Annotated in this window: 20 protein-coding genes; 7 read left to right on the forward strand and 13 right to left on the reverse strand. The window is 69.3% G+C overall.

Annotated features, from left to right (window positions below; genetic code table 11):
• Positions 1-7 precede the first annotated feature (7 nt).
• Positions 8-1633 (forward strand): AMP-binding protein, encoded by a 1626-nt coding sequence (locus QSJ59_RS15755; protein ID WP_285760319.1) that lies wholly within the window; start codon positions 8-10, stop codon positions 1631-1633.
• 52 nt (positions 1634-1685) lie between these two features.
• Here QSJ59_RS15755 and QSJ59_RS15760 read toward each other — a convergent pair whose 3' ends face one another.
• Both QSJ59_RS15760 and QSJ59_RS15765 read right to left on the reverse strand, forming a co-directional pair.
• A complete protein-coding gene (locus tag QSJ59_RS15760; protein WP_285760320.1) occupies positions 1686-3302 on the reverse strand; it encodes an amidohydrolase in 1617 nt (538 codons plus the stop codon).
• 85 nt (positions 3303-3387) lie between these two features.
• The gene (locus tag QSJ59_RS15765) at positions 3388-4692 is read right to left on the reverse strand and encodes an MFS transporter (RefSeq protein WP_285760321.1); all 1305 of its coding nucleotides are present in this window, start codon (positions 4690-4692) and stop codon (positions 3388-3390) included.
• Positions 4693-4897: 205 nt separating this feature from the next.
• Between QSJ59_RS15765 and QSJ59_RS15770 the strand changes: the two genes are divergently transcribed.
• Positions 4898-6448: a PucR family transcriptional regulator gene (locus QSJ59_RS15770; protein ID WP_285760322.1), complete on the forward strand. Its 1551-nt coding sequence runs from the start codon at positions 4898-4900 to the stop codon at positions 6446-6448.
• Positions 6449-6452: 4 nt separating this feature from the next.
• Here QSJ59_RS15770 and dop read toward each other — a convergent pair whose 3' ends face one another.
• The 5 genes from dop to QSJ59_RS15795 form a co-directional block, all read right to left on the reverse strand.
• Positions 6453-7973 carry a depupylase/deamidase Dop gene (gene dop / locus QSJ59_RS15775; RefSeq protein ID WP_349497214.1) on the reverse strand — a complete coding sequence of 507 codons (1521 nt, stop codon included), beginning with the start codon at positions 7971-7973 and terminating at the stop codon, positions 6453-6455.
• Positions 7974-8176: 203 nt separating this feature from the next.
• The gene (locus QSJ59_RS15780; protein ID WP_285760323.1) at positions 8177-8737 is read right to left on the reverse strand and encodes a hypothetical protein; all 561 of its coding nucleotides are present in this window, start codon (positions 8735-8737) and stop codon (positions 8177-8179) included.
• 143 nt (positions 8738-8880) lie between these two features.
• Positions 8881-9435, reverse strand: coding sequence for a hypothetical protein (locus tag QSJ59_RS15785; RefSeq protein ID WP_285760324.1), 555 nt, complete (start codon positions 9433-9435; stop codon positions 8881-8883).
• A gap of 306 nt (positions 9436-9741) precedes the next feature.
• Positions 9742-11505 (reverse strand): proteasome ATPase, encoded by a 1764-nt coding sequence (arc, locus tag QSJ59_RS15790; RefSeq protein ID WP_285760325.1) that lies wholly within the window; start codon positions 11503-11505, stop codon positions 9742-9744.
• 169 nt (positions 11506-11674) lie between these two features.
• Entirely contained in the window at positions 11675-12658 is a 984-nt protein-coding gene (locus QSJ59_RS15795; protein ID WP_285760326.1) for a tRNA (adenine-N1)-methyltransferase, read from the reverse strand.
• 198 nt (positions 12659-12856) lie between these two features.
• On the opposite strand from QSJ59_RS15795, the gene ppgK reads away from it, so the two are divergent.
• On the forward strand, positions 12857-13630 hold the full coding sequence (ppgK, locus tag QSJ59_RS15800) for a polyphosphate--glucose phosphotransferase (protein WP_285760586.1): 774 nt from the start codon (positions 12857-12859) through the stop codon (positions 13628-13630).
• Positions 13631-13766: 136 nt separating this feature from the next.
• Here the strand turns inward: ppgK and QSJ59_RS15805 are convergent, their stop codons facing one another.
• Positions 13767-14126, reverse strand: a complete 360-nt coding sequence (locus QSJ59_RS15805; RefSeq protein WP_285760327.1) for a hypothetical protein — start codon at positions 14124-14126, stop codon at positions 13767-13769.
• A gap of 183 nt (positions 14127-14309) precedes the next feature.
• Between QSJ59_RS15805 and QSJ59_RS15810 the strand changes: the two genes are divergently transcribed.
• Positions 14310-15641 (forward strand): helix-turn-helix domain-containing protein, encoded by a 1332-nt coding sequence (locus QSJ59_RS15810; protein ID WP_285760328.1) that lies wholly within the window; start codon positions 14310-14312, stop codon positions 15639-15641.
• A 30-nt stretch (positions 15642-15671) separates the two neighbouring features.
• On the opposite strand, the gene QSJ59_RS15815 is transcribed toward QSJ59_RS15810, so the two are convergent.
• Complete coding sequence (locus QSJ59_RS15815) at positions 15672-16832, reverse strand: site-2 protease family protein (protein WP_285760329.1); 1161 nt, start codon at positions 16830-16832, stop codon at positions 15672-15674.
• A 70-nt stretch (positions 16833-16902) separates the two neighbouring features.
• On the opposite strand from QSJ59_RS15815, the gene QSJ59_RS15820 reads away from it, so the two are divergent.
• From QSJ59_RS15820 to QSJ59_RS15830, 3 genes are all read left to right on the forward strand, one after another.
• Complete coding sequence (locus tag QSJ59_RS15820) at positions 16903-17715, forward strand: RecB family exonuclease (protein WP_285760330.1); 813 nt, start codon at positions 16903-16905, stop codon at positions 17713-17715.
• A gap of 73 nt (positions 17716-17788) precedes the next feature.
• Entirely contained in the window at positions 17789-18472 is a 684-nt protein-coding gene (locus tag QSJ59_RS15825) for a response regulator (protein WP_285760331.1), read from the forward strand.
• A 219-nt stretch (positions 18473-18691) separates the two neighbouring features.
• Positions 18692-20119 carry a threonine/serine exporter family protein gene (locus tag QSJ59_RS15830; RefSeq protein WP_285760332.1) on the forward strand — a complete coding sequence of 476 codons (1428 nt, stop codon included), beginning with the start codon at positions 18692-18694 and terminating at the stop codon, positions 20117-20119.
• Positions 20120-20194: 75 nt separating this feature from the next.
• Here QSJ59_RS15830 and QSJ59_RS15835 read toward each other — a convergent pair whose 3' ends face one another.
• The 4 genes from QSJ59_RS15835 to QSJ59_RS15850 form a co-directional block, all read right to left on the reverse strand.
• Positions 20195-20881, reverse strand: coding sequence for a hypothetical protein (locus tag QSJ59_RS15835; protein ID WP_285760333.1), 687 nt, complete (start codon positions 20879-20881; stop codon positions 20195-20197).
• Between the two features lie 132 nt (positions 20882-21013).
• Positions 21014-22810 carry an ABC transporter ATP-binding protein gene (locus tag QSJ59_RS15840; RefSeq protein WP_285760334.1) on the reverse strand — a complete coding sequence of 599 codons (1797 nt, stop codon included), beginning with the start codon at positions 22808-22810 and terminating at the stop codon, positions 21014-21016.
• 116 nt (positions 22811-22926) lie between these two features.
• The gene (locus QSJ59_RS15845) at positions 22927-23940 is read right to left on the reverse strand and encodes an ABC transporter permease (RefSeq protein WP_285760335.1); all 1014 of its coding nucleotides are present in this window, start codon (positions 23938-23940) and stop codon (positions 22927-22929) included.
• Positions 23941-24042: 102 nt separating this feature from the next.
• A complete protein-coding gene (locus QSJ59_RS15850; RefSeq protein WP_285760336.1) occupies positions 24043-25800 on the reverse strand; it encodes an ABC transporter substrate-binding protein in 1758 nt (585 codons plus the stop codon).
• Positions 25801-26004: the final 204 nt, after the last annotated feature.

The raw sequence follows: 26004 nt of genomic DNA on the forward strand, positions 1-26004 counted from the left end.
AGGCGCAGTGGAACCGTCCTACTCCCGCGGGGATTGCGAGCCCCCATTGCTCGACCAGACCATCGGCCACAACCTGGGCCGGGCGGTGGCCGCCCACCCCGACCGGGACGCACTGGTGGACGCGGCCAGCGGCCGGCACTGGACCTACGCCCGGTTCGACGGGGCCGTGGAGGAGGTGGCGCTGGGGCTGCTGGCAGCCGGCGTGGCCGCCGGCGACCGGGTCGGCATCTGGGCCCCCAACTGCCCCGAATGGGTGCTGGTGCAGTACGCGACCGCGCGGATCGGCGCGGTCATGGTGACCGTCAACCCCGCCTACCGGGCACACGAACTGGAGTACGTGCTCAACCAGGCGGGTGTGCGACTGCTGGTCTCCTACCGGCGCCACAAGACCAGCGACTACAGGGCGCTGGTCGATCAGGTGCGTCCGGCCTGCCCGGAACTGCGCGACGTGGTCTACGTGGCGGACCCGACATGGCAGCGGCTGATCGAGCGCGGAGCGCGCCTGTCCCCTGCGCTGCTGGCCGAGCGAGAGGCCGCGCTGCGTCCCGACGATCCCATCAACATCCAGTACACGTCGGGGACGACCGGTTTCCCGAAGGGTGCGACGCTGTCGCACCGCAACATCCTCAACAACGGGTACTTCGTCGGCGAACTGCTGGGGTACACCGAGAACGACCGGATCGTCGTGGTCCCGCCCTTCTACCACTGCTTCGGGATGGTGATGGGCAATCTGGCGGCCACCAGCCACGGTGCCTGCATGATCATCGCCGCTCCGTCCTTCGACCCTGCGGCCGCACTGCGTGCGGTGGCGGCCGAGCGCGCCACATCGCTGTACGGGGTGCCGACCATGTTCATCGCCGAACTGGACCTGCCGGACTTCGCCTCCTACGACCTCTCCTCGCTGCGCACCGGGATCATGGCGGGTTCGACCTGCCCGGTGGAGGTCATGCGTCGGGTCATCGGGGAGATGCACATGGCGGAGGTGGCGATCTGCTACGGGATGACGGAGACGTCGCCGGTGTCCGCGCAGACGCGGCGCGACGACGACCTGGAGCGGCGCACCGCCACCGTGGGACGGGTCCTGCCGCATCTGGAGGTCGCGGTGGTGGACCCGGCCACGGGGGCGACGGTGCCCCGCGGGGTGTCGGGCGAACTGCGCACCCGCGGGTACTCGGTGATGCTGGGCTACTGGAACGACCCCGAAGCCACTGCCGCGGCGATCGACGCCGAGGGGTGGATGCGGACCGGGGACCTGGCGGTGATGCGGACCGACGGCTACCTCGACATCGTCGGACGCATCAAGGACATGATCATCCGCGGCGGCGAGAACGTCTACCCGCGTGAGATCGAGGAGTTCCTGCACACCCACCCGGCCATCTCCGACGTACAGGTGATCGGGGTTCCCGACGCCAAATACGGCGAGGAGGTCATGGCCTGCGTGATCCTGCACGAACCGGAAACCGGGCTGAGCGCGGCCGAACTGGCCGCGTTCTGCCGGGACCGCCTGGCCCACTACAAGATCCCCCGGCACGTGCGGGTGGTGGAGTCCTTCCCGCTGACGGTCAGCGGCAAGGTCCGCAAGGTGGCGATGCGCGAACAGGCCGTCGCGGAGCTGTCCGGGCCACCGTCCTGACCCGTGGCCCACCCGCTGCACGGACGGGCCACGGTGCACCGGGGCGCTCGGGTCAGCCCCGCGCCCGGTAGGCGATTTCGCCGTCCAGGACGGTGAGCCAGGCCGCCCCCTCGCTGATGTGGTCCACGGGGGCGGCCTCGATGTCACGGTCCAGGACGACCACATCGGCGAGCATTCCCGGGCGCAACGAGCCGAGTCGGTCCTCCACCCCCACCGCGTGCGCGGCGTCCAGGGTGTGGGCGCGCAGCGCCTCGTGCAGGGTGACGGCCTGGTCGGTACCGATGGCCGCGCCCTCACGGGTGGTGCGGCGCACCGCATTGGCGATGGTGTCCAGGGGGCGCAGGCTGGAGACGAAGGAGTCGCTGGACAGCACGGGGCGCAGGCCGAGGTCGAGTTCCTCCCGCATCGGCTGCAACCGGTGGGCCCGGTCGCCCAGGCGACGCAGGAAGTCGCCGCCGCTGTCGTGCAGGAAATTGGGCTGGTTGACCGGGATGACGCCGTAGTCGGTGAACCGCTTGACCTGCTCGGGCGTGGGGTAGCCGCAGTGCTCGACCCGGGGACGCGGGTCGGGACCCGAGACCTTCGCTGCGGAGGCGATGGCGGCCAGGGTCTGCTCCATGGCCCAGTCGCCCTGGGTGTGGATCGCGACCTGCCAGCCCTGTTCGGCGGCTTTGGTCACCAGGTGCACCAACTGGTCGGGGTCGTGGTACATGCTTCCGGCGAACTGCCCCCGCTCGCCGTAGGGCGTGCTGAACTTCGCGGTGCCGCCGAGCAGGGTGCCGTCGGAGTAGAACTTCATTCCGGTGAGGCGCAGCCAGTCGTCGCCGAAGGGGCCGGCCAGACCGATCGAGGTGAGTGCGTCGAGCTGGTGCGAGAGCGGCATTCCGAAGGTCCGCAGCGGCAGGGTCCCGGCTGCGCGGGCCGCACGGTAGACACGCAGTTCGCGTGCCGAGACCTGCGGGTCGCACACGGTGGTGACACCCGCGGACAGGTAGGGGTCGGCCGCGGCGGCCAACCAGCCCAGGAGCTGGTCGGTGGGCAGTGCGGTGTGAAAGTTGGGACCGTGGCAGCCGATGTCGACCGCCAGGGGCAGCAGCAGTTCCATCGCGGCGTCCAGGACCATCCCGGTGAGCCGGCCGCCCTCGTCGCGCAGGAACGTTCCGCCCGCGGGGTCGGCGACGTCCTCGGAGATACCGCTCCAGGCGAGTGCGGCGGAGTTGACCACGGCCTGGTGGCCGGAGACGTGGTAGACGATCACCGGGTGCTCGGTGGTGGCCGCGTCCAGGGTGCGCCGGTCGGGGCGGCCCCCGGGGTACTTGGCGTCGTCCATGCCGAAGGCGCGGACCCACTGGCCGGCGGGGGTGCGCACGGCCTCCGCGGCGATCGCCGCGGCGAGCTCCTCGGCACTGGTGACCGCCGGGTAGCCGGCGTCCACCGCGGCGAGCGACTCTGCCGTGGACAGCAGGTGGTTGTGCGGGTCGATGAACCCGGGAAGGACGGTGCGTCCGCCCGCATCCACCTCGACCGCGCCCGGACCGGCGGCGGCGCGTGCGGTCGCGTCGTCGGCGGCGATCAGCACCCGGCCGTCGCGCACGGCCAGCGCGGAGGCGCGAGGGTTGGCGTCGTCCATGGTCAGGACGGTGGCGTTGTGGATGAGCAGTGCGGACACGGGCAGCGTTCTCCTTGGGCGGGTGGGGCGTGCCACCGCGTGGATCGGGCGCGGCGGCACGGGCGGATGGGGCGTTCGGGCCTGCCTAGGAGGCGGGCACGAGAACGTCTTCGTCGCGGTAGCGGGGCGCCTTGACCAGGCAGGCGATGCTCAGCAGTGCCATCGCGACGAGCAGGCCGGCGACCGGGTAGATGCTGCCGGTGAGCGCGAAGAGGGCGGTGCACGCCAGTGGGGACAGGCCGCCGAAGATCGCACCGGCGATCTGGTAGGCCAGCGAGACGCTGGTGTAGCGCGCCTTGGGCGGGAACATCTGGGACAGCACCCGGGCGATGGGCCCGTAGACGGTGGCCATGGCGAGGCGCATGACGCACAGGACGAGGAAGATCAGGGCGGTGCTCCCGGTCTCCAGGACGAGGAACTGCGGGACCGCCAGCACTGCGACGGCCAGCAGGCCGATGGTGACGACCCGCACGGTGCCGAAGCGGTCGCCCAGCCAGGACACGCCGAGCGTGGCCACGAGTTCGACGAAGGCCGCCACCGACAGGCCCGTGAGGATGACCTGTTCGCTGATGCCCGCCTCGGTCGTACCGTACGCCTGGAGGAACGTGGTGACGATGTAGTATCCGCCGACGGCGACCGGCAGTACGCCGATGCCCAACAGCAGCGGGCGCCACGAGCCGCGCACGGCCTCCAGCAGCGGCAGTTCGGTGGGCCGGTCGTCGGCCTGCTGGGCCGCGGTGAAGACCGGCGACTCCTCCACCTTGAGCCGGATCAGCAGACCCACCGCCACCAGCAGCGCCGAGGCGAGGAACGGCAGGCGCCAGGCCCACGTGTAGAGGGCGTCTCCGCCGAAGGTGGCGATGAGGCTGAAGGCTCCTGTTGCCAGCAGCGCGCCGGCGGGATTGCCCAACTGCGCGAAGGAACCGTAGAAGGTCTTCTTGTCCTCGGGGGCGTGTTCCACGGCCATGAGCACCGCACCGCCCCACTCACCACCGACGGCGATGCCCTGGACGAAGCGCAGCACGACCAGGAGCACGGGAGCCAGGACGCCGATCTGCTCGTAGGTGGGCAGCAGCCCCACGGCGAAGGTGGCCACGCCCATCATCAACAGGGTGGTGACCAGAGCGGACTTGCGGCCGATGCGGTCACCGTAGTGGCCGAAGAGGATGCCGCCCAGCGGGCGGGCGAAGAACCCGACGGCGAAGGTGGCGAACGAGGCCATCAGACCGGTCATCGGGTCGATGCCCGCGGGGAAGAAGAGGGTGGCGAAGACCAGGCTGGCGGCGGTGGCGTAGATGTAGAAGTCGAACCACTCGATGGTCGTTCCGACGAAGGCCGCGATGGCCGCACGTGCCGGGTGATCGGACGTGGGGGGAATGCGCTCAGACATGGCAACTCCGTGCGGGAATCGGTCCGGACCGGGCGAGCGGGGAGTCGTCCCTGCTCGCGAGCGGTTCGGCGTGGGACGAACGGGCGATGATGTGACGGTAGACACCCGCACAACGCAACGCGCAGGACGATCTCCACAGTCGGGCCCGTGACTAATGTGCAGTCCGCACAGTCAGCGGCGCCGACCGGAAGACAAGGGGGAAGGGATGACGCTGACGGTCCGCGGACTCGTGGCTCACGATGACCTGGAAGTGCGAGCGGTGGCCGGGACGTCGGGCCTGGACAACCCGATCCGCTGGGCGCACGTGACCGAACTCGCCGATCCGGTGCGGTGGCTGCGTGGCGGCGAATTGGTGCTGACCGTGGGCCTGGGCCTTGGCGCCACTCCTGCCGAGCAACGCGCCTACGTGGCCCGGCTGTCCGCTGCGGGCTGCGCCGGTCTGGGGGTCGCAGTGGACACCTGGTTGAGCGAGCTGCCCCCGGCCGTTCCCGAGGCGGCCGGCGCGTGCGAACTTCCACTGTTGGTGGTGGAGGGCAGCACGCCCTTCATCGCGATCGTGGAAGCGGTTGCCGACCACTACGCCGCCGAACGGGTGGAGGCTCAGCGCCAGGTCCTGGCGGCCCAGGACGCGATGGCGCGCGCCGCGCTGCGCTCGGGGCCCGCCGGGGTGCTGGGCGAGCTGGCCACGGCCACCGGCGGACAGGCGCTGCTCTTGGACCGCAACGGCATGACCGCCTCGACCGCGCCCGCGGGCGAACCCGCATGGCACGCGGCGGCTCGCTCAGCGCTGGTACTGGACGGCTCACGACCGCGCGGGATGACCGTGCTCGCGGACGGCGCGGCCAGTGTGCTGTTGCAGAGCCTCGGGGCGAGCGGTACCACGCTGGGCTGGCTGGGGCTGCGCTGCGCGTCGCCCGTCTCCACCCACACCCGGATGCTGGCCAACCACGCGGCGTCCCTGCTGGCGGTGGACCTGCTGCATTCGCGTGACGCGCGGCGCGCGCTGCACCACCAGCGGGCGCCGCTGCTCCGTGCGCTGATCGAAGGCTCCACGGCGACGGAGGAACTGACCACCCGGCTTCTGCCGCTGCCGGTGGGACCGCTCGAAGTGGCCTACTATCCCGGTGACGACCCCGCCCGGTTGCTGGACGCGGCCGCGGACGCGCTGCCCGACGTCCTCGGCGACACCACCGGCACCGAACGCGTAGCCATGTGCGCCCTGGGCGCGGGCCTGGTGGTGGTCCTGCCCGACACCAGTGGGACGGGCCCCCGGGTCGGCGAACGGCTCCTCGGAGTGCTGTCGGCAGCCGCGGGAGCGGAACGGTCGGCCGGGGCGTGCGGGGCACGGGGGCCGTCCGGGATACGCGAGGCGGTTGCGCGTGCCCGACACGCCGCAACGACGGGACGCGGGTACCGCAACACCGACGACGCCGACTCCTGGTCCGTACTGCGGGGAGCCATCGACCCTGCCGCCGAGCGGGAGTTCACCCGCTCGGTCCTGGGCGCCCTTCAGGAACACGACACGCGCAATGGCGCCGACCTGGTGCACACCCTGCGGCACTACCTCGACAACGGGGCAGGGATCGAGGCGACAGCGCGGGACCTCGGCGTGCACCGCAACACGCTTCGGACCCGGTTGCGCACCGCCGAGCGGGTCATGGGCCGCTCGCTGGACTCGCCCAGGCACCGCCTGGAGCTCGCCCTGGCCATGGAGCTGTCCCCCGATCCCGACCACACCGGTGAGGATCTGGAGTAACCCGCTACCGTCGCTCTCCGCCGAGGGCCGCCAGCAGGTCCGCCGCGGTGGCCGACCGGTCCAGCAACGCCCCGACGTGCTCCTTGGTGCCGCGCAGCGGCTCGAGGGTCGGCACGCGTTGCAGCGAGTCGGTGCCGGGGATGTCGAAGATGACGGAGTCCCAGGAGGCCGCGGCGACGGAATCGGCGTACTTGGCCAGGCAGCGGCCCCGGAAGTAGGCGCGGGTGTCGGTGGGCGGTTCGGTGATGGCGAGTTCGACCTCGGCCTCGTCGAGCAGTCGCTGCATCCGTCCCCGGGCCACGAGGCGGTTGTAGAGCCCCTTGTCCTCGCGGACGTCGGAGTACTGCAGGTCCACGAGTTGGAGGCGGTGATGGTCCCAGTCGATGCCGTCGCGGGAGCGGTATCCCTCCAAGATCTTGAGTTTGGCGACCCAGTCGAGCTGGTCGGCCAGGCGCATGGGGTCCTCGGCCAGGGTTGCGAGGACGGCCTCCCAGCGGTCGAGGACGTCGGCGGTGTCGGGGTCGACGTCGGAGCCGAAACGATCCTCGACGTACTTGCGGGCCTGTTCCAGGTACTCGCCCTGCAACTGCAGCGCGGTCATCTTGCGACCGTCGCGCAGCCTGGCCGCGTGGGTGAGCGTGGGGTCGTGGGAGATCGCGCGGAGATCGGCCACGGGGGTCTCCAGCGACAGGTCACCGCTGAGGAAGCGGTCCTCGATCATGGCGAGCACGATCGCGGTGGTACCGGCCTTGAGATAGGTCGAGATCTCGCTCATGTTGGCGTCGCCGATGATGACGTGCAGACGACGGTACTTGTCGGGGTCGGAGTGCGGCTCGTCGCGGGTATTGATGATGGGCCGCTTGAGCGTGGTCTCCAGACCGACCTCGACCTCGAAGAAGTCGGCGCGCTGGCTGATCTGGAACCCCGCGTCGCGCCCGTCCGCGCCGATGCCGACCCGTCCCGCGCCGCACACGACCTGACGGGAGACGAAGAACGGGATGAGGTTGCGCACGATCTCGGCGAAGGGCGTGGCCCGCTGCATCAGGTAGTTCTCGTGGGTGCCGTACGAGGCGCCCTTGTTGTCGGTGTTGTTCTTGTACAGCTGGATGGGCTCGACAGTGGGAATGGCCGAGGCGCGCCGGGCCGCGTCGGCCATGACGCGCTCCCCCGCCTTGTCCCACAGCACCGCGTCACGCGGACCGGTGACCTCGGGCGCGGAGTACTCGGGGTGGGCGTGGTCGACGTAGAGCCGCGCGCCGTTGGTGAGGATGACGTTGGCCAACCCCAGGTCCTCATCGGTGAGCTGGGTGGGGTCGGCGACTTCTCGGGCGAGATCGAAGCCGCGGGCGTCGCGGAGCGGGTTCTCCTCCTCGAAATCCCATCGGGCCTTGCGGGCCCGGGCCGCCGAAGCCGCCAGGTAGGCGTTGACCACCTGAGTGGAGGTCACCATCGCATTGGCACCGGGGTTGCCGGGCACGGAGATGCCGTACTCGGTCTCGATGCCCATAATCCGCCGCACAGTCATAGGTTGAGGTTATCCAGCGGACACCGTTTTGGAACGTCGTGTCGCCGATTGTGCTCTAACAGCCGCGCTGCGTCCGCGGGTCGGGTGCGGCGCCCAGGGCCCGAAAAGAGCCGGGACCACTCCGCCACAGCACCGTGACCTGCACGGCTGCCGCCGCCCCGGAGCGTGGTGGCACGACGGGGCGGCGACAGGGCCCGGGCTGCTCAGTCTGCCTGGGCGATGACCTCTTCGTGGACGGCGACCTGGTCCTCCTGGGTCGCCTGTTCCCCAAGCGCGGTGCTGAAGACGAGGATCTCCTCGGTGCGGCTGGTCAGCGAGCCCGCGTCGGCCCGGTACACGGCTTCCTCGCCCAGTCCGGCAACCTCCGTCTGGGCCGAGCCGGCCAGGCGCAGCTCGGAGAAGACGGGGTCGTGGGGATAGACGTCGAGCATGTAGCCGCCGGTGGCACCCATCCAGCCGCAGTGCAGGCCCGGGAAACGATCGTGTGCCTGACCTGCGGCGGCCTCGGCGTCAGCGGGCATCTCGAACTCGGCGGGGTCGTTGAACCACTCCTCCGACAGTTCCATGTCCGTGACGGCACCGTCGAGGGCGGGCGCGGCCTCGACAAGGCCGGCGCACGTCTCGGGCAGCGGCCACGTGCTGGCCTCAGGACTCTGTCCGGCAGCGTCGGGGGCGGCGGAGGAGGTATCCGGTTCGTCTGCTGCGGCACAGCCCACGAGCAGGACGAGAGCGCACAGGGTCAGGGATGGGGGGATGACGCGCATGGGTACTCCAGGTGATAGCGGGGCGGGGAGCACCGCTCGGGGCGACCCGGGGCATGCGCTCCCTGAGCCACCGGATAGTACCGGTTCGGCTGCCCTGCGCCACCCCTGCTGCTCATCGACTTGGCGCGTACCGCAGGGGTGGCCTATTCGGCTGCCAGGATGTCGGTGTGCAGGGCCGTCAGCTCCGCACGCCCCAGGCCGAGTTCGTAGGTGGTGGCGAAGACGAGGGTCCGACCCGAACGGCTGACCATGGAATGCATGCCGTTGCGTTCGCGGTGCAGGGCCTCCTCGCCCAGACCGGTCACCTCGGTACCGTCTCCGGCGCCCTCGGGGTCGAAACGGTGCTCCGACCAGAACGGCTCGTCAGGGAACACCTCCACGACGAGGGAGGCGACCTCTCCGCCCTGCCAGGAGCAGACCAGGCCCGGCAGGGACTCCATGTCCTGTCCGATCAGCTCCTGCTCGTCGGCGGGCAGCGAGAACTCGGCGGGATCGTTGAACTGGTCGATGAGCGGGTCCAGCCCGGCCACCGCGTCGCCCAGCGCCGGAGCCTGCTGCGCGAGACCCGCGCAGTCCTCGGGCAGCGTCCACCCGCGGGCGGCGTCCTGATCCGTCTCCTGCGAGCCGTCGCCGGCGGAGCAGCCGGCGAGCAGGGCGAGGCAGAAGGCGGTGGCGGCAAAGAGTACTGCGCGGTGCATGTGGGAGAACTCCTGAAGGTGGGGGAGGCTCGGAACGCTCCGGAGGCGCCCCTCCGGGGCCACGTGCCCGCAGGCCCGCGCCCGGCTGCGGCCCCGGGCCGTGCGAGATGGCCGACCCTACACCAACGCCCCTGGTCGTTCCGGGGTTCCCCTCGGGACGGCAGGCCCGAGGGGAACCGGGGGCTTGCTTGTCCGCTCCTCTCGCCCCGGGACGATCGCGCAACCGTGACGAACGGGAAGAACGAGGACGACGGGGAGCCACCGGTGGCCGGCAGGTCCCCGTCGTTCTTTCGGTGAAGCGCGTTCCTACAGGTACTGGCCGGTGTTGGCCACGGTGTCGATGGACCGGCCGGAGTCGGCGCCCTTCTTACCCGAGACCAGCGTCCGGATGTAGACGATGCGCTCGCCCTTCTTGCCGGAGATGCGCGCCCAGTCGTCGGGGTTGGTGGTGTTGGGCAGGTCCTCGTTCTCGGCGAACTCGTCCACGCACGCCTGGAGCAGGTGGGCGACCCGCAGCCCGCGCGCGCCGACTTCCAGGAAGTCCTTGATCGCCATCTTCTTGCCGCGGTCCACGATGTTCTGGATCATCGCGCCGGAGTTGAAGTCCTTGAAGTACAGGACCTCCTTGTCGCCGTTGGCGTAGGTGACCTCCAGGAAGCGGTTCTCCTCGGTCTCGCCGTACATCCGCTCCACGACGCGCTGGATCATGGCGTTGACGGTCTCGGCCGCAGAACCGCTGTGTTCGGCGAGGTCGTCGGGGTGCAGCGGAAGGTCGTCGACGATGTACTTGGCGAAGATGTCGCGGGCCGCTTCGGCGTCGGGACGCTCGATCTTGATCTTGACGTCGAGTCGCCCCGGACGCAGGATCGCCGGGTCGATCATGTCCTCGCGGTTGGAGGCGCCGATGACGATGACGTTCTCCAGGCCCTCGACACCGTCGATCTCACTGAGCAGCTGGGGCACGATCGTGTTCTCGACATCGCTGGAAACACCCGAGCCGCGCGTGCGGAAGATCGAGTCCATCTCGTCGAAGAACACGATGACCGGGGTGCCTTCGCTGGCCTTCTCCCGCGCACGCTGGAAGACCAAGCGGATGTGCCGCTCGGTCTCGCCGACGTACTTGTTGAGCAGCTCCGGACCCTTGATGTTGAGGAAGAAGCTCTTGCCCGCGTCCTGGCCGGTGCGCTCCGCCACCTGCTTCGCCAGGGAGTTGGCCACCGCCTTGGCGATGAGCGTCTTGCCGCAGCCGGGCGGACCGTAGAGCAGGACGCCCTTGGGCGGACGCAGTTTGTGTTCGTAGAACAGGTCTTTGTGCAGGTAGGGAAGCTCGACCGCGTCGCGGATCAGTTCGATCTGACCACCGAGGCCACCGATGTCGCTGTAGGCGATGTCGGGGACCTCTTCGAGGACCAGCTCCTCCACCTCGGACTTGGGGATGCGCTCGTAGACGTAGCCCGAACGCGACTCCAACAGCAGCGAGTCGCCCACGCGCACCGGCTGGTCGCGCAGCGGCTCGGCCAGTCGAACGATCTTCTCTTCGTCGTGGTTGGAGATGACCAGGGCACGCTCGCCGTCCTCAAGGAGCTCCTTGAGCATGACGACCTCACCGATCGTCTCGTAGGAGGCCGCCTCGACGATGTTGAACGCCTCGTTGAGCATGACCTCCTGCCCCGGCCGCAGGGTGTCGAGATCGACCGAGGGACTCACGTTGACCCGCATCTTGCGGCCGTTGGTGAAGATCTCGACAGTCTCGTCGTCACGGGCCTCAAGGAAGACCCCGAAGCCTGACGGCGGCTGCGCCAGCCGGTCGACCTCCTCCTTGAGCGCCACGATCTGGTCGCGCGCCTCCTTCAGCGTCGCCACCAGGCGCTCGTTCTGACCGTTGGTCGCAGCCAGGCTGGCCTGGGCCTCCCGGAGTCGGTCCTCGAGCAACCGTACGTGCCGAGGGGAATCGGCGAGTTTGCGCCGCAGGACGCCCAGTTCCTGCTCCAAGTAGGAGACCTGGGCCACGAGCTCCTCACGGTCGCGCTCTGCCTGACGCTCGTCGTCGCGATCGGCCACGTCCGCCACCTCCCGTTAAGAGGAAAAACCTAATCGGGAGCCTACCTACCCGGGGCCCATTCCTAACCTGTCCTCGGCGGCCAGTGTCGAACCACTCGGTTTTTAATCGCGGATAAGACGAGCTCACCCTGCCGATCAGGGTGTTCTCGTAATGAGAACGTAACGTCCGGTCCCGGCCTTACTGTCCGTTTTCGGAGTTGACAGGAGGAGTCGCAGCGTCCGTGGCCGCGGCGTCCGGCGTCGCGGCGGGCTCCACCGAACCGGCAGCGGCGGCTTCAGGAGCGGACTGTGCGCGGTTCTTGGCGTACTCCTCGCCGTAGGAGCCCTTGGCGGGACGACGGCGGCGGTCCGGCGCGGTGGTGTCGTCGGCCAGACGACGGGCGGTGACCAGGAAACCGGTGTGGCCGATCATCCGGTGGTCGGGGCGCACGGCCAGGCCCTCGACGTGCCAGGTGCGCAGCATGGTCTCGAAGGAGTAGGGCTCGTAGAAGGAGCCGTGCTCGCGCAGCCCTTCGACGACCCTGGAAAGCTGGGTGGTGGTTGCGACGTAGACGCAGATGAGACCGCCGGGGACCATCGCCTTGGCAACGGCGTCCAGGCACTCCCAGGGGGCCAGCATGTCCAGGACCACCCGGTCGAAGTCGCCTTCGTCCAGGCTCTCCACCAGGTCGCCGACCGTCAGTTTCCAGGCGGGGTGCTCGGCCCCGAAGAAACGCTGGACGTTGGTACGCGCGATGTCGGCGAAATCGGCGCGACGCTCGTAGGAGGAGAGCAGGCCGTCATCCCCCACAGCGCGCAGCATCCAGCACGACAGCCCGCCCGATCCGACACCGGCCTCCAGCACGCGGGCGCCGGGAAAGATGTCGGCCTGCGCGACGATCTGTGCGGCGTCCTTGGGGTAGACGATGGTCGCGCCGCGCTTCATCGACAGGGTGAAGTCGGCCAACAGGGGGCGCAGCGCCACGTAGGCGGTCCCCGAACTGGCGGTGACCACGCTGCCCTCGGGGGCGCCGATCAGATCGTCGTGGTCCAGGCGGCCACGGTGCGTGTGGAACGCCGTCCCGGCGCGCAGGGTGATGGTGTGCATCCGCCCCTTGGGGTCGGTCAGCTGCACGATGTCGCCGTCCCCGAAGGGTCCGCGGCGGCCGTGGATGCCGGTCACTGATTTCTCGTCTCTGCGGTGTAGATCGTGTGCTTCTGGGCCGGTCGCCCAGCGTATCGGCCTTCGCGCACCCCCCGAAACGCGCAGGGGTGACGCGCCACACACTTCGCCCGGCGGGGGTTGGATACTGGTCGGACGGCCTCGGAGTACCGGTGGCCAAGTGGCGGGTGTGGCCGACAGCAGAAGGGCATGAACTCGATGGTGCAGCACGCGGTGCGGACCGGACTGGGAATCGACATCGGCGGGAGCGGGATCAAGGGGGCCCCGGTGAACCTGGACACCGGGGAGTTCCTGGTGGAGCGGGTCAAGATCGCCACCCCGCAGCCCGCGACCCCCGAGGCGGTGGCCGAGGTGGTGGCCGAGATCGCCGCGCACTTCCCCCATCACGTGGATGCCGACTGCCCTCTGGGCGTCACGTTCCCCGCGGTGATCCAGCACGGGGTCGCGCGCAGCGCGGCCAACGTCGACCCGTCCTGGGTGGGCACCAATGTGGAGCACCTGCTGGCCAAGGCCACCGGGCGCCGGGTCTACGTCGTCAACGACGCCGACGCGGCAGCGGTGGCCGAGCACCGCTACGGGGCGGCTGCGGGAACCGAAGGAGTCGTACTGCTGACCACGCTGGGAACCGGAATCGGGACCGCGTTGCTGCTGGACGGCCGCCTGGTGCCCAACACCGAGTTCGGTCACCTGGAGATCGACGGGCACGACGCCGAGACCCGGGCTGCCTCCAGTGCCAAGGAGCGCGAGGACCTGTCCTACCAGCAGTGGGCCGAGGAACGCCTGCAGCGTTACTACTCGGTGGTGGAGGACCTGCTCTGGCCGGACCTGATCGTGGTCGGCGGCGGGGTGAGCCGCAAGGCCGACAAGTTCCTGCCGCACCTGCACCTGCGGGCGCCGATCGTCGCGGCTCAGCTGCGCAACACCGCCGGGATCGTCGGTGCCGCCGTCCTGGCCGCGGAGCAACTGGGCTGACGCACCGAAAAGACCACTGCCCGGCCGTGCCTCTCCCGACGGCCGGGCGTTTCCCCTCCCAGGGTGTGCGGTGCAACAGCCCGTCCTCCGCCACCAGAGGCGGGACCGGACCGGTCATACGTGCTCGGTGCGCCTGCTAGTTGGCGCGGGGGGTGAGCACTCCGAGGATGCGGCGCGCCGCAGCCGAGGAGTTGACTGCCGGGGTGAGCGGGCTCATGAACGGCACGGCCGGCTCTTCGTGCGAGGCACGCAGCCACCACCACAGCCGGCCGCGGTGCGGACGCAGCACTGTGCGCTGAGTCCTCAGGGGCACACCCCAGATAGAGGACGGGTCGCGTAGAGTTGCGTCAATTGCGCCTATTTGGCCGTCCAGGGACGTCTCCAGCCCACACTCCTGCAGCCGCGCGTCGAGCGAGCGCAGAGCGGAGAGCCACAGCACGTCGTTGCGGCCGTAATCAATGTGCTGTCCGGATCCGGCCAGCGAAGGCATGCCCATTGGGGGTGTCTCGATGGTCATTCACAGGTCCTATCCACTGGTGATTTCCCACGAAAACGGGACTTTAGTCCCTTGACTCTGCACCCCCTTTCACCTCGAAAGATAACCCTATGCAAATCACGCATAGAGGTATTTCTTTTACGGATAGCCACGAAGCCCAGGTCGGGTCCCTAATCTAGGCTCATGCCCCAGCGTGATGGTGCCTTACCTCCGGAGTTCTGGTCCCGCCCCGCAATGGCCACCGCACTGGCCACCTGCGACATGGCGGCGATCGTGGAAGCCATCCGGTTGACCCGCGGATGGTCTCAGGCTGAGTTGGCCCGAACCGTGGGCTACAGCCAGAGCTGGGTGTCACGAGTCGTCAACGGCCAACAGTCCCTCACCATCGACCAGGTGAGGGAGATCGCGGGACGGCTCGATATCCCGGTCCATCTTCTCAGGTTCGCGACCGTGGGCGCCATGCCTACGTCCTTCGCATCGTCACGCCGTCCCACCGTGAGCGCGGTGGGCATCGTGAAGGGGGCGGATCCAACGAGGCGCCGAGAGTTCGCAAAGGTCGTCGCCATGACGGCCACCCCACTGCCGTTGGCGAGCGCAGCGGGCAACATCAATGAGACCACGGCGCCGACCCTGCGCTCCATCACCGGTGGGCAGCGGCGTCTGGACGCATCCTCCCCCTCCCGCGACCTGGCCAAGGCCGCACTGGCCCACCTGGAGTTGTCGGGGCGGACCCTGGGGAGGGCACGACGTACACCGCACCTGGTGGACGTGGCCGCCGCAGCCAGCGAAGCAGCGGGCTTCGCCGCGTGGCTGCATGCCGACATGGGTGACGCCGGGTCGGCACGGTCCTATTACCGGGTGGCGGTCGAGCATGCCCGTCAGGCCGGCCACGGCCTGCTCGACGTGTACATGCTGGGCAGCCTGGCCGCGTTCGAAATCGACTCCGACGATGCCGAGCTCGGGCTGGGCCTGGCCGCCGAGGCGACCCGCCGCCTCGGCAACGACTCCCACCCCACGGCGCGCGCCTGGCTGGCGTGCGTACGCGCGATGGGGTACGCCGGTCTGGGCGACTCCTCCTCCACGCACCGCGAGCTGAGGACGGCCGGAGCCGAGGTGGCCCGCCCCGACAACGCCGAACCACCATGGCCGTGGGTGTTCGCGTTCGACGACGCGAAGGTGGCGGGGTACCGGGCACTGGCCGCGGTCCGCCTGCGGCGCCCGCACGAAGCCCGCTCGGCGTTCTACGAGGCGTTCGGCAACTCCCGGCCCCCCGGGGCCAAGCAAGGGGCGATCCTGATGGTGGAGCTCGCCTCGGCGCACGCCGATGCCGGAGACGTCGACGAGGCGTTCCGACTGGCCTCCGAAGCGCTGCGCACCGGAGTGAACTTCCGCTCCGAACGGGTGATCGGGCGGGTCAGGCGGTTTCGCCGCGACTACCACGGCCCGCGTGCCCGCTGTGTCAGCCTGCTGGACGAACAACTCACCGCGATGATCACCGGTCGGTTGCCGGCCTGAGAGGAGGCGCCCCGGGTCCTTTCCGCGGACTCACCCCGCCGCGGCGAAGGCCCGGTTCACGTCGGCTGCGATCAGCACGCCGTAGGGGCTCCCGTCCGCCTCGACCAGGAGGTACTCGGCGGACGGGTAGTCGTGCATCGCCCGCAGCAGTTCCTCTCCGCTGGAGTCTGCCGAGAGCACGATCTCCGGAACGATGGCGCGCGCGGTGTTGGCGACCGGCAGCCACGGACGCCGGGGCTCGGGGACCGCCGACACAGCGGTGTCGCTGACCAACGAGGTCGGGGTGCCCAGCGAGTCGGTGACGATGATGGCCCCGGCATCGGCCACTGCTCGTTGCCGCAGCGCCTCGGCCAACGGGGTGTCCCCGATCACCAGGACGGCCCGACGGGCGAGGAGCCGAGCGCGGATCGCGGGGATGCGCTGACGCAGTTGTGCGTTGCGCAACGACGAGCTGGCCCCCATCCAGATGAAGGCGCCCAGCAGCACCGACCAGAGCATCCCGAACAGGCTGGGTGCGACGCCCAACCAGACCGCGTACACGAACGGCAGCGCGATGATGAGGGCACCCAGCCCCCTGCCGACCCAGGCTGCCGCGACCGTTCCGCTGTGCGGCCGGCGGGTGACGGCCCACACCCCGGCGCGCAGGATTCTCCCCCCGTCCAAGGGGAGGCCGGGCAGCAGGTTGAAGACCGTCACCAGGAGGTTGGCCACCCAGAGCTGCCAGACCAGAACCCCGACGACGGTGGCCGGATCGACGAGAAGATAGACGACGAAACCGCCACCGGCCAGTACCGCCGAGAGCAGCGGCCCGGAGAACGCGACCCAGAACTCGCGTCCCGGGGTCTGCGCCTCCCGTTCGATCTCGGAGACCCCGCCCAGCATGTAGAGGGTGATACGGCGCACCGGGAGGCCGAAGGAACGCGCGGCCACGCAGTGGGCGAGTTCGTGGATAAGCACCGAGACGTACAGCAACACGGCGAAGGCCAGGGCGACCAGATAGGAGGCCGGCCCCAGGTGCAGCGCACGCTCCACCATCGGCTGGTAGAGGACCGTGATGATCACCGCGATGAGCAGCCACGAGGGCGTGACGTAGACGGGTACGCCCAGCAGGGTGACGATCCGGATCCCACCGCGCCCTCTCGAACTGCTCGTGGTCCGTGTCTGCCGGGGGGTCCTGCCTTGTTCGGTCACTCCTTCAGGCTACGCGGTCCCCGAACGCCGGGCCTGCGGATGTCGTCGTGCGCGTCTAGGGTGAGGAGTCATGAGCTCCACTCCTTCTCCCGTGCTCCGGGCACTGTCGCCATCGCGTGCCGGGGACTTCATGCAGTGCCCTCTGATGTTCAGGTTCCGGGTGATCGACCGGTTGCCGGAGAAGCCCAGCCCGGCGGCCAAGCGCGGGACTTTGGTCCACGCGGTGCTGGAGCGCCTGTTCGAACTGCCCGCCGAGAGCCGCACCCCGCGCTCGGCACTGGCGCTGCTGGAGCCGCAGTGGAAGGAGCTGCGCGAACGCGAACCCGAGATCATGGAGATGTTCGCCGACGACACGGCGCTCCAGGAATGGCTGAGCGCCGCACGGGCGCTGGTGGAACGCTATTTCGAGATGGAACGCCCCGAACGGCTCGAACCACGGGAGCGCGAGATGCGGCTGGAGGTCGAGCTCGCGGACGGACCACGGCTGCGCGGCTACATCGACCGGCTGGACGTCGCGCCCAACGGCCAGGTGCGCATCGTCGACTACAAGACCGGCAAGAAACCATCGGCCCGGTTCGAGGAGAAGGCCCGATTCCAGATCTTCTTCTACGCTGTCATGATCTGGCGCGAGACCGGCCGGGTCCCCGATCGCCTGCAGCTGCTGTACCTGGGCGGCGACGGCGGCGCACGATGGTACGACCCCACCGAGGCCGAGCTACGCGACGCCGAGGCGCACATCCGGTCGGTGTGGGACGAGATCACCGCGGCCGCGCGGGCCGGGGAATGGCAACCGCGCAAGTCCAAGCTGTGCGGATGGTGTGACTACCAGGCGCACTGCCCGGAGTTCGGTGGGACTCCCCCTCCGCTGCCGGCCTCCTCCTGACCGGCGGTGCCGATCCGGTCTCCGGGAAGCGCCAACCGTGATTGTGGTCCGCTGATCGGGAAGAATCGGGACCATGTCCATCCGTGTGCTGCTCGTCGACGACCAACCCCTCCTACGCCAGGGCTTCCGGATGATCCTGGAGTCCCAGTCCGGGGTCAGTGTGGTGGGCGAGGCCGGTGACGGTCACGCCGCGGTGTCCGCCACCAGGCGGTTGCTGCCCGACGTGGTGCTCATGGACATCAGGATGCCCGGGAAGGACGGTATCGACGCCACCCGGGAGATCACCACGTGGGCGACACATGCCGGACAGGCCGTGCGGGTACTGGTCCTGACCACCTTCGACCTCGACGAATACGTGGTGGAGGCGCTGCGCGCCGGTGCCAGTGGCTTCCTCCTCAAGGACGTCCCTCCCACCGAGCTGCTGTCGGCGATCCACGTGGTGGCCGCGGGCGCCGCGACCGTGGCCCCCTCGATGACCCGCCGTCTCCTCGACCGGTTCGCCGACCGGCTGCCCTCGACGCGTGTCTCCGTCCCACCACGGATGCACTATCTGACCGAACGCGAGCGCGAGGTGCTTCGGCTGTTGGCACGCGGACTGTCCAACGCCGAGATCGCGCACCGGTTGGTGGTCAGTGAGACGACGGTGAAGACCCACGTCGGCAACGTACTGACGAAGCTGGGGCTGCGCGACCGGGTGCAGGCGGTGGTCTACGCGTACGAGAACGGGGTAATCACTCCGGGTAAGGCGGACGACTGACCCGAGGGCTGCCACGGTTTGGAGCGGGCCCACCGTATCGGCGGGGCAACAGGGGAGATTCCACGTGACGGAGGTCACTCTTCGGAGTCGGTCGTGCGCCGCCAACCCCACGCCCCAGCCCCGCGTCCCACGGGGCGGGGCACATGCCTCGATCCCCCGAACTCATCCGATGACCGGATCGAGACGGGACCGTCTTGGAGGAGGTATCCAACCCCGGCGATGACCGAGCGAGCCCAGCGGCACAGCCCGCTGAACGACGACACCCTGCTGAGCCGCCTGCGCGACTGGCGCGCCTCGCGCGATCCCGAATCGGGGGCGGAGGAGTTCGACGACGACGCGGTGCAGCTTCCCGACCCGCGGGCGATCGATCTGGTCCTTCGAGTGGGAGAGCTCCTGCTCGCCAGTGGGGAGTCCACCGAAGCCGTCAGCGAGGCGATGCTGAGCCTGTCGGTGGCCTTCGGACTGCCGCGCAGCGAGGTGTCGGTGACCTTCACCGCGATCACCCTGTCCTGCCACCCCGGCGGCGACCAGCCCCCGGTCACCGGGGAGCGTGTCGTACGGCGGCGCACCCTCGACTACTTCCGGGTCAGCGAACTGCACACCCTGGTCCAGGATGCGGCACTGGGCCAGGTGGAACTGGAAGGGGCGATCGCACGGCTGCGCGCGGTCAAACGGGCCCAACCGCCCTACCCGCGCTGGCTGATGGTCGCTGGGTTCGGGCTGATCGCCTCCAGCGCCAGCGTGATGATGGGCGGCGGCCTCATCGTGGCCACCGCCGCGTTCCTGGCGACGGTGCTGGGCGACCGGGTCTCGGTCGGACTGGCCGAGCGCGGCGTGGCGGAGTTCTACCAGATGATCGCGGCCGCGACCATCGCCGCGAGCATGGGCGTGGGCCTGCTGTGGATCAGCTCCGAGCTGGATCTGCGGTTGCAGGCTGCGGCGATCATCACCGGAAACATCATGGCGCTGCTGCCCGGGCGGCCCCTCGTCTCCAGTCTGCAGGACGGCATCAGCGGGGCCTACGTCTCGTCGGCGGCACGGCTGCTGGAGGTGTTCTTCACCCTGGGCGCGATCATCGCGGGCGTCGGCATGGTGGCCTACACGGCCGTGCAGCTGGGCGTGAACATGGACCTGGACAATCTGCCCTCGGCCGGGACCTCGATGGCTCCCCCCGTACTGCTGGGAGCGGCCGGGATCGCCGTGGCGTTCGCGGTGTCCATGGCAGTACCGCTGCCGACCCTCGCCCCCATCGGCGCGTTGGGCGTGTTGATCTGGGTCTGCTACGCAGGACTGCGCGAGGTCCTGGATGTACCGCCGATCGTGGGAACCGCGGTGGGCGCGATCGTGATCGGCGTCCTCGGGCACTGGCTGGCACGACGTACCCAGCGCCCGGCGCTGACCTACATCGTCCCGGCGATCGCACCGCTGCTGCCGGGCAGCATCCTGTACCGGGGGCTGCTGCAGATCAGCATGGGGGACCCGGTGTCGGGCATGGTGAGTATCTGCGAGGCCGTGGCCGTGGGCATGGCCCTGGGCGCCGGAGTCAACTTCGGTGGCGAACTCGTACGCGCCTTCCAACGGGGCGGACTGGCCGGCGCCGGACGCCGTGGGCGCCAGGCCGCACGGCGCACCCGCGGCGGCTACTGACCGACGGCCCGTGTCCATAGCGGTACGGACACGGGCCCGCCCCGTTCGACGGTCCGCTGCCGGAGCACCCCATGCCTACCAGGGTTCCTTTTCGCACAGCGTCCACCCCACGCCCACGATGATCGAGGCCGCGATCAGGCCCGCGGCCCACCATGCCGAGTCGATGTCCACGTGGGCCTGCGGTTTGGGATCGACCCTGCCGCCGGGGTCGTAGGCCACCGCCAGGGGTCGGTCCGCGCGGTGGGCCGGACTGCCCGTGGTCAGGGTGGCGGGAGCACCGCCCAGACAGTCGAGACGGTAGTCGTAGTGGACCGTGTCGGTGGTAAAGCCGTAATCATCGACGTCAGTACGGGTGAGCGTCACGACCCGCGTGTCCACGTCCAGCACGGTGCAGTCGGCCACCCGTCCCCGGTCAGCCAGTACCCAGTTCTCGAAGGCGGTCGCCGTGGTCCCGATCGCCAGGAAGACGAGGGCTCCGGGCAGGAAAGCGGGGGTTCCGCGCAGGAGACTGACAGCGAGGATGCAAAAAGCGGTCACGTATCCGATCGTCGCCCACCAGCGCCCGCCTGGTCCGTACGCACTGAGCATCAGAAAACCGAGCAGCACCGCTGCGACGAGCAATGGCGCCGCCACGGCCGCGAGCACGCTCAGGTGCCGCGCGTCGAGAGCACGGCTGTACGAAGGACCCGATCCCCGTGCCGACCACACCACAGTGCCCCGTTCCCGCTCCCAGCGTTCGGATCTACTGGCGACAACTCTCACCGCTCCCCCGCCTGTTACCGACGGGTTCTCCCGAACCGTGACCCGGACAGCAAGAACGCCCGCCCGCCGGTCCCCCCTTGACGGGAGACCCGGCGAACGGGCGCTGACGACGGCCGGGGCCGGCGGTGGATCCTAGACGACCGCGCTGACCTGCTTGCGCAGTTGTTGACGCGCGGAGCGCTGCCGCTTGGCCTCGTCGGGGTCCAGGATCGGGGCGGCTGCCAGCAACTGCTTGGTGTAATCGTGCTGGGGGTTCTCGTACACGGCGTCGCCGTCCCCCATCTCCACGACCTTGCCCTTGCGCATGACCGCGACCCGGTCGCTGACCTGGCGGACCACCGCGAGGTCGTGGGCCACGAAAATGAGCGTCAGGTCGAAGTCGTCCTGCAGTTCCGAGAGCAGGCGCAACACCTGGTCCTGGGTGGAGACGTCCAGCGCCGAGACCGGCTCGTCGCAGATGACCAGCTTGGGATTGAGGATCAGCGCGCGGGCGATGGCGATGCGCTGGCGCTGGCCGCCCGAGAAGGCGTGCGGGAAGCGGTTGTAGTGGTTGGCCTCCAGGCCGACGCGCTCCAGCAGCTCCTGAACCTTGCGCTTGATGAGCTTGCCGTCGCCCTCTCCCTGCACCCGGAGCGCGGTGCCGATGCTGTCGCCCACGGTGAGACGCGGGTTGAGCGAGGAGTAGGGGTTCTGGAAGATCATCTGGATGTCGCGGCGCAGCGGGCGCAGCTTGCGCTCGGGCAGCCGGGTGATGTCGTTGCCCTCGAAGACGATCGAGCCCTCGGTCGGCTGGAGCAGTCGCATGACCATCCGCGACAGGGTGCTCTTGCCCGAGCCCGACTCGCCCACGATGCCCAGGGTCTCCCCCTGGTAGAGGTCGAAGGAGACGCCGTCCACGGCGTAGAAGTCGGTGGTGCGGCCGAACATGCCGCCGCGGACCTTGAACTTCTGCCGGACGTCGGTCACGCTCAGCAGCAGCTCGCCCTTTGCGACGCCGGATCCGGAGTCCTTGACGCTGCCCTTCGGGGTGGCCTCGGCCTGGGGGGCGGCCTGCTGCGCGGCAGCACGGTCGGCGCGCACCTCTGCACGGCGCTGGGCCCGGGAGACCTCGACCCGGGGCACCGCGGCCAGCAGCGAGCGGGTGTAGGGGTGCTCGGGCGAGGAGAGCACCGAGCGCACGTCGCCCCGCTCGACGGCCTCGCCCTTCTTCATGACCAGGACCTCGTCCACCGATCCGGCGACGACCGCGAGGTCGTGGCTGACCAGGATCAGCGACATGCCCAGGTCCTGGCGCAGGTCGTCGAGGAGGTCGAGGATCTGCGCCTGCACGGTGACGTCCAGGGCCGTGGTGGGCTCGTCGGCGAGCAGCACCTTGGGCTCGCACACCAGCCCCATGGCGATCAGCACGCGCTGGCGCATACCGCCGGAGAACTCGTGCGGGTAGGAGTTGATCCGTTTGGCGGGCTCGGGGATGCCGACCCGCTCAAGGGCGTCGATCGAACGCGCCTTGGCCTCCGCGGCACTGGCCTTGGGCCGGTGCGTGCGGTAGGCCTCGATCAGCTGGTTGCCGATCGTGTACTGCGGGTGCAGCGACGACATCGGGTCCTGGAAGACCATCGCGATGTCGTTTCCGCGCATGGCGCGGATCCTGGAGTCGGGCGCGCTCACCACGTCGACCCCGGCAACGGTGAGACCGCCGCTCATACGGGCCTTGGAACCGCGGTGCAGGCCCATGAGCGCGAGCGAGGTGACGCTCTTGCCCGAGCCCGACTCGCCCACGATGCCCAGCGCGCCGCCGGCGGGAACCTCGAAGGAGAGGTTCTTCACCGCGTGGACGTCGCCGTCCATGGACGCGAACGTGATGGAGAGGTCTCGCACGGAGACGACGGGGTCACCGCTGCCCGCGGTGCGGGTTCCCGGGTTGGTCATTGCCGGTCTTCCTTCGGCTCGGGCGCCGCGGGAGGGTTGTCCCGGGGCGGGAGAGGATCGTCATCGTGGTACTGGGTCCGGCGAGGCGGTACCGGATCGCGGTACCGCCAGGCCGGCTAGTGCGCGGCCCGCACCCGGGGGTCGACCAGCGGGTAGAGCAGGTCGACGAGCAGGTTGCAGACGACGATGAAGATTGCGCCGAACAGGGTGACACCCAGCACGACGGGGAGGTCCTTGTAAGCGATGGCGTTGACCGCGTAGCGGCCGATGCCGTTGAGCGAGAACACCTGCTCGGTGAGCACCGCACCACCCAGGACCAGACCGATGTCCAGACCGAAGATGGTCAGGATCGGGGTGAGGGTCGGACGCAGGCCGTGCTTGAGGACGACCGTACGCTCCTTGAGGCCCTTGGCCCGAGCGGTGCGGATGTAGTCCTCGCCCATGGTCTCCAGCATTCCGGCGCGGGTCTGGCGCGCGTACTGGGCCGCGTGCAGGAAGGCCAGGACGACCCAGGGCAGGAACAAGCCCGACGCCCAGGCCACGGGGTTCTCGGTGAACGGCGTGTAGCTGGCGTTGGGCAGGATCTTCCAGCTGTGGACCAGGAAGGCGAGCGCCAGCAGACCGGTGAAGAAGATCGGCATGGACACGCCGGCCAGGGCGACGCCCATGGCGACGCGGTCGAAGATGCTGCCCTTCTTGATCGCGGAGACCACACCGACGGCCACGCCGCCGATGAGCCAGAGCACGCCCGCGCCGATGGCGAGGGAGAAGGTCACCGGGAGGCGCTTGACGATCTCGCCGAAGACCTCGGTGTTGTTCTGGAAGGAGTAGCCGAAGCACGGCGCGGAGCAGTGCACGATGTCGCGGCCGTACTGGTAGTCGGCGCCGATGAAGATGCCCTTGAGGAATTCCCAGAACTGGACCGCGATGGGCTGGTCGAGGTTGAGGCGCTCGATGGTGGCCTCGATGGCCGCCGGGGTGGGCGCCCTACCGACGTACATGGCAGCGAGCTGCTCCACGGTCTGCCCGGCCATGCGGGGCACTCCGTAGAAGATGACGAACGTCACCATGGTGACGATACCCAGCAGTAGTGCGCCGGCGCCGAGGCGACGAAGGATGTATGTGAGCAACGTACGCCGGCAGCGACGGTCGGCCGGGACCCCTTGTGGAGGTCCCGGCCGCCCCCGCGGCCTTCACCTGCCTATCTCAAACTCGTGGACGGTGCTTGGGTGTTACTTGTTCGTGGTGCCCAGTGCCATGAAGTCGTACATGGCGTAACCCGAGTGGAAGTAGACGTTCGTCAGGTTCTCGGGCCGGTAGAGCACTGATTTCTCGAAGACCGCGGGCACGATCGCCGCGTTCTCCATGACCAGCCTGTCGACGTTAGCGTAGATCGCCGCCTGCTCATCGGGGTCGGTGGTCTCGGTGGAGCGTTCGAGCAACCGGTTGATGTCGGGGTCGTCGAGCTGCGACAGGTTGCTGTTGGACTGGGCGCGGATGTTGTCCCCGCCGTAGAGCAGCGGGTACAGCACGCCGTAGCCGGTCGGCCAGTCGGGGATCCAGCCGTAGAAGGTGAGCCCGATGTCGTTGCTGTTGGCGTACTCCGGCGAGCCGGCGTAGCTCTTGGTGAACGGGCTGCTCGGGTACTCCTTGATCTCGGTGGAGATCCCGACCCGTTCAAGGCTTTGCTGGAGTGCCTGCGCGGCCTCGACCTCGGCCGGGCGGTCGCTGCGCACGGCGATGTTGGTGCTGAACCCGTCGGGTTCACCGCACTCCTGGAGCTTCTCCAGCGCCAGGTCGGCGTCGCCCTTGTCGTCTTCCGAGGGGTAGAAGTCGATGGTGGCGTCGTGGCCGGCCAGGGTGGGCGGCAGGAACTGGGTGGGGATCTCACCACCGATCTCACCACCCCAGGCGCGGCGCAGCGAATCGTGGTCGGCGGCGAACATGATGGCCTGGCGGCAGGCCACATCGTCCAGCGGCTCGACCTGGGTGTTGATCGCCGCATAGCGTACGGCGCCGGTCGAGGGGTTGTCCAGCCGGGGCTTGATCTGCCCGTCGCTGATCGCGGCGCCCTTGGCTGCCGGGGAGAGGCCGTTTCCGCCGAGGTCGACGTCGAGCGCCCCCGTCATGAGGCGCTGGTCGATCTCGTTGGGGTCGAGCTCTTCCTCGACGGTGATCTCGTCGGGCAGGGCCTTGCGGATCGGGTCGGTGGCAGGGTCCCATTGGTCGTTGCGGACCAGGTGGAGTCCGCTTCCGGGCTGGTAGTCCTCGGCGAACTTGTAGGGGCCGGAGGAGAGGACGCGGGTCTGGTAGAGCTCGCCCTTGCCTTCTTCGGTGTCGACGGGGACCGGCGCGCTCTGGGGCTCGGTGAGGATGTAGGGGAAGTCGGCGAAGGGCCGCTTGAGCTTGAAGACCAGGGTGTGGTCGTCAGGGGTCTCGATGCCGCCGAAGCCGGCCAGCGGGTCGCCGCCGGCATAGGGGCCTGCGTAGGAGTCGCTGTCGGCCAGCAGCTCCTGGAAGTACTTGGGACCGTTGAGCAGTTCTTCGCCGTAGTTGCTGCGCGCGACGGCGTACTTGATGTCCTCGGCGACGATCTCCGTGCCGTCCTCGTACTTGAGGCCGGGGTGGATCTTGACCGTCCAGCTCAGACCGTCGTCGCTGGGGACGGGCAGATCGACGGCGAGGTCGGGGACCGCAGCGGTTCCGGCGGTGCCGACGTCGGGGGCATAGGTCATCAGCGCCCGCGCGTAGAAGCGCGTGAAGTTCCAGTTGTACCCGTAATAGGTGTTTCCCGGGTCGGTGCTTTCGATCTGGTCGCTGTATCCGAAGCGGAGCGTTCCACCGGTGGCGTCAGAAGGGTTGACAACCTGCTCGGTGGCAAAGTTGTACGTGTCCTCGACGTCGCTCCCTTCTTCGACTGAACCGCAGGCGCCGAGGAGGAGCACCGTAGCGGTCGCGACCGCGACGGAACCGAGTCCGCGCTTGTTCATGGGGTGCCTTTCGTGCGGGGCGAGCCAGGGGCGATTGGCGGCGCGCCCGTCAAGGTTCCGAAGTCCCGGGCCGACCAGAGGGGGCGGTCGGTCCAGATACGAGCGGGACCGGGGCCCGGATCCGTTCGGGATCCGGGCCCCGTCACCCGCAGGTGTGGTGCCGCTTCGCGGTAGCGGCGAACCGTACTGCCGACTACTACTCGA

This window comes from Nocardiopsis ansamitocini, from assembly GCF_030268225.1.
Taxonomy (GTDB): domain Bacteria; phylum Actinomycetota; class Actinomycetes; order Streptosporangiales; family Streptosporangiaceae; genus Nocardiopsis_D; species Nocardiopsis_D ansamitocini.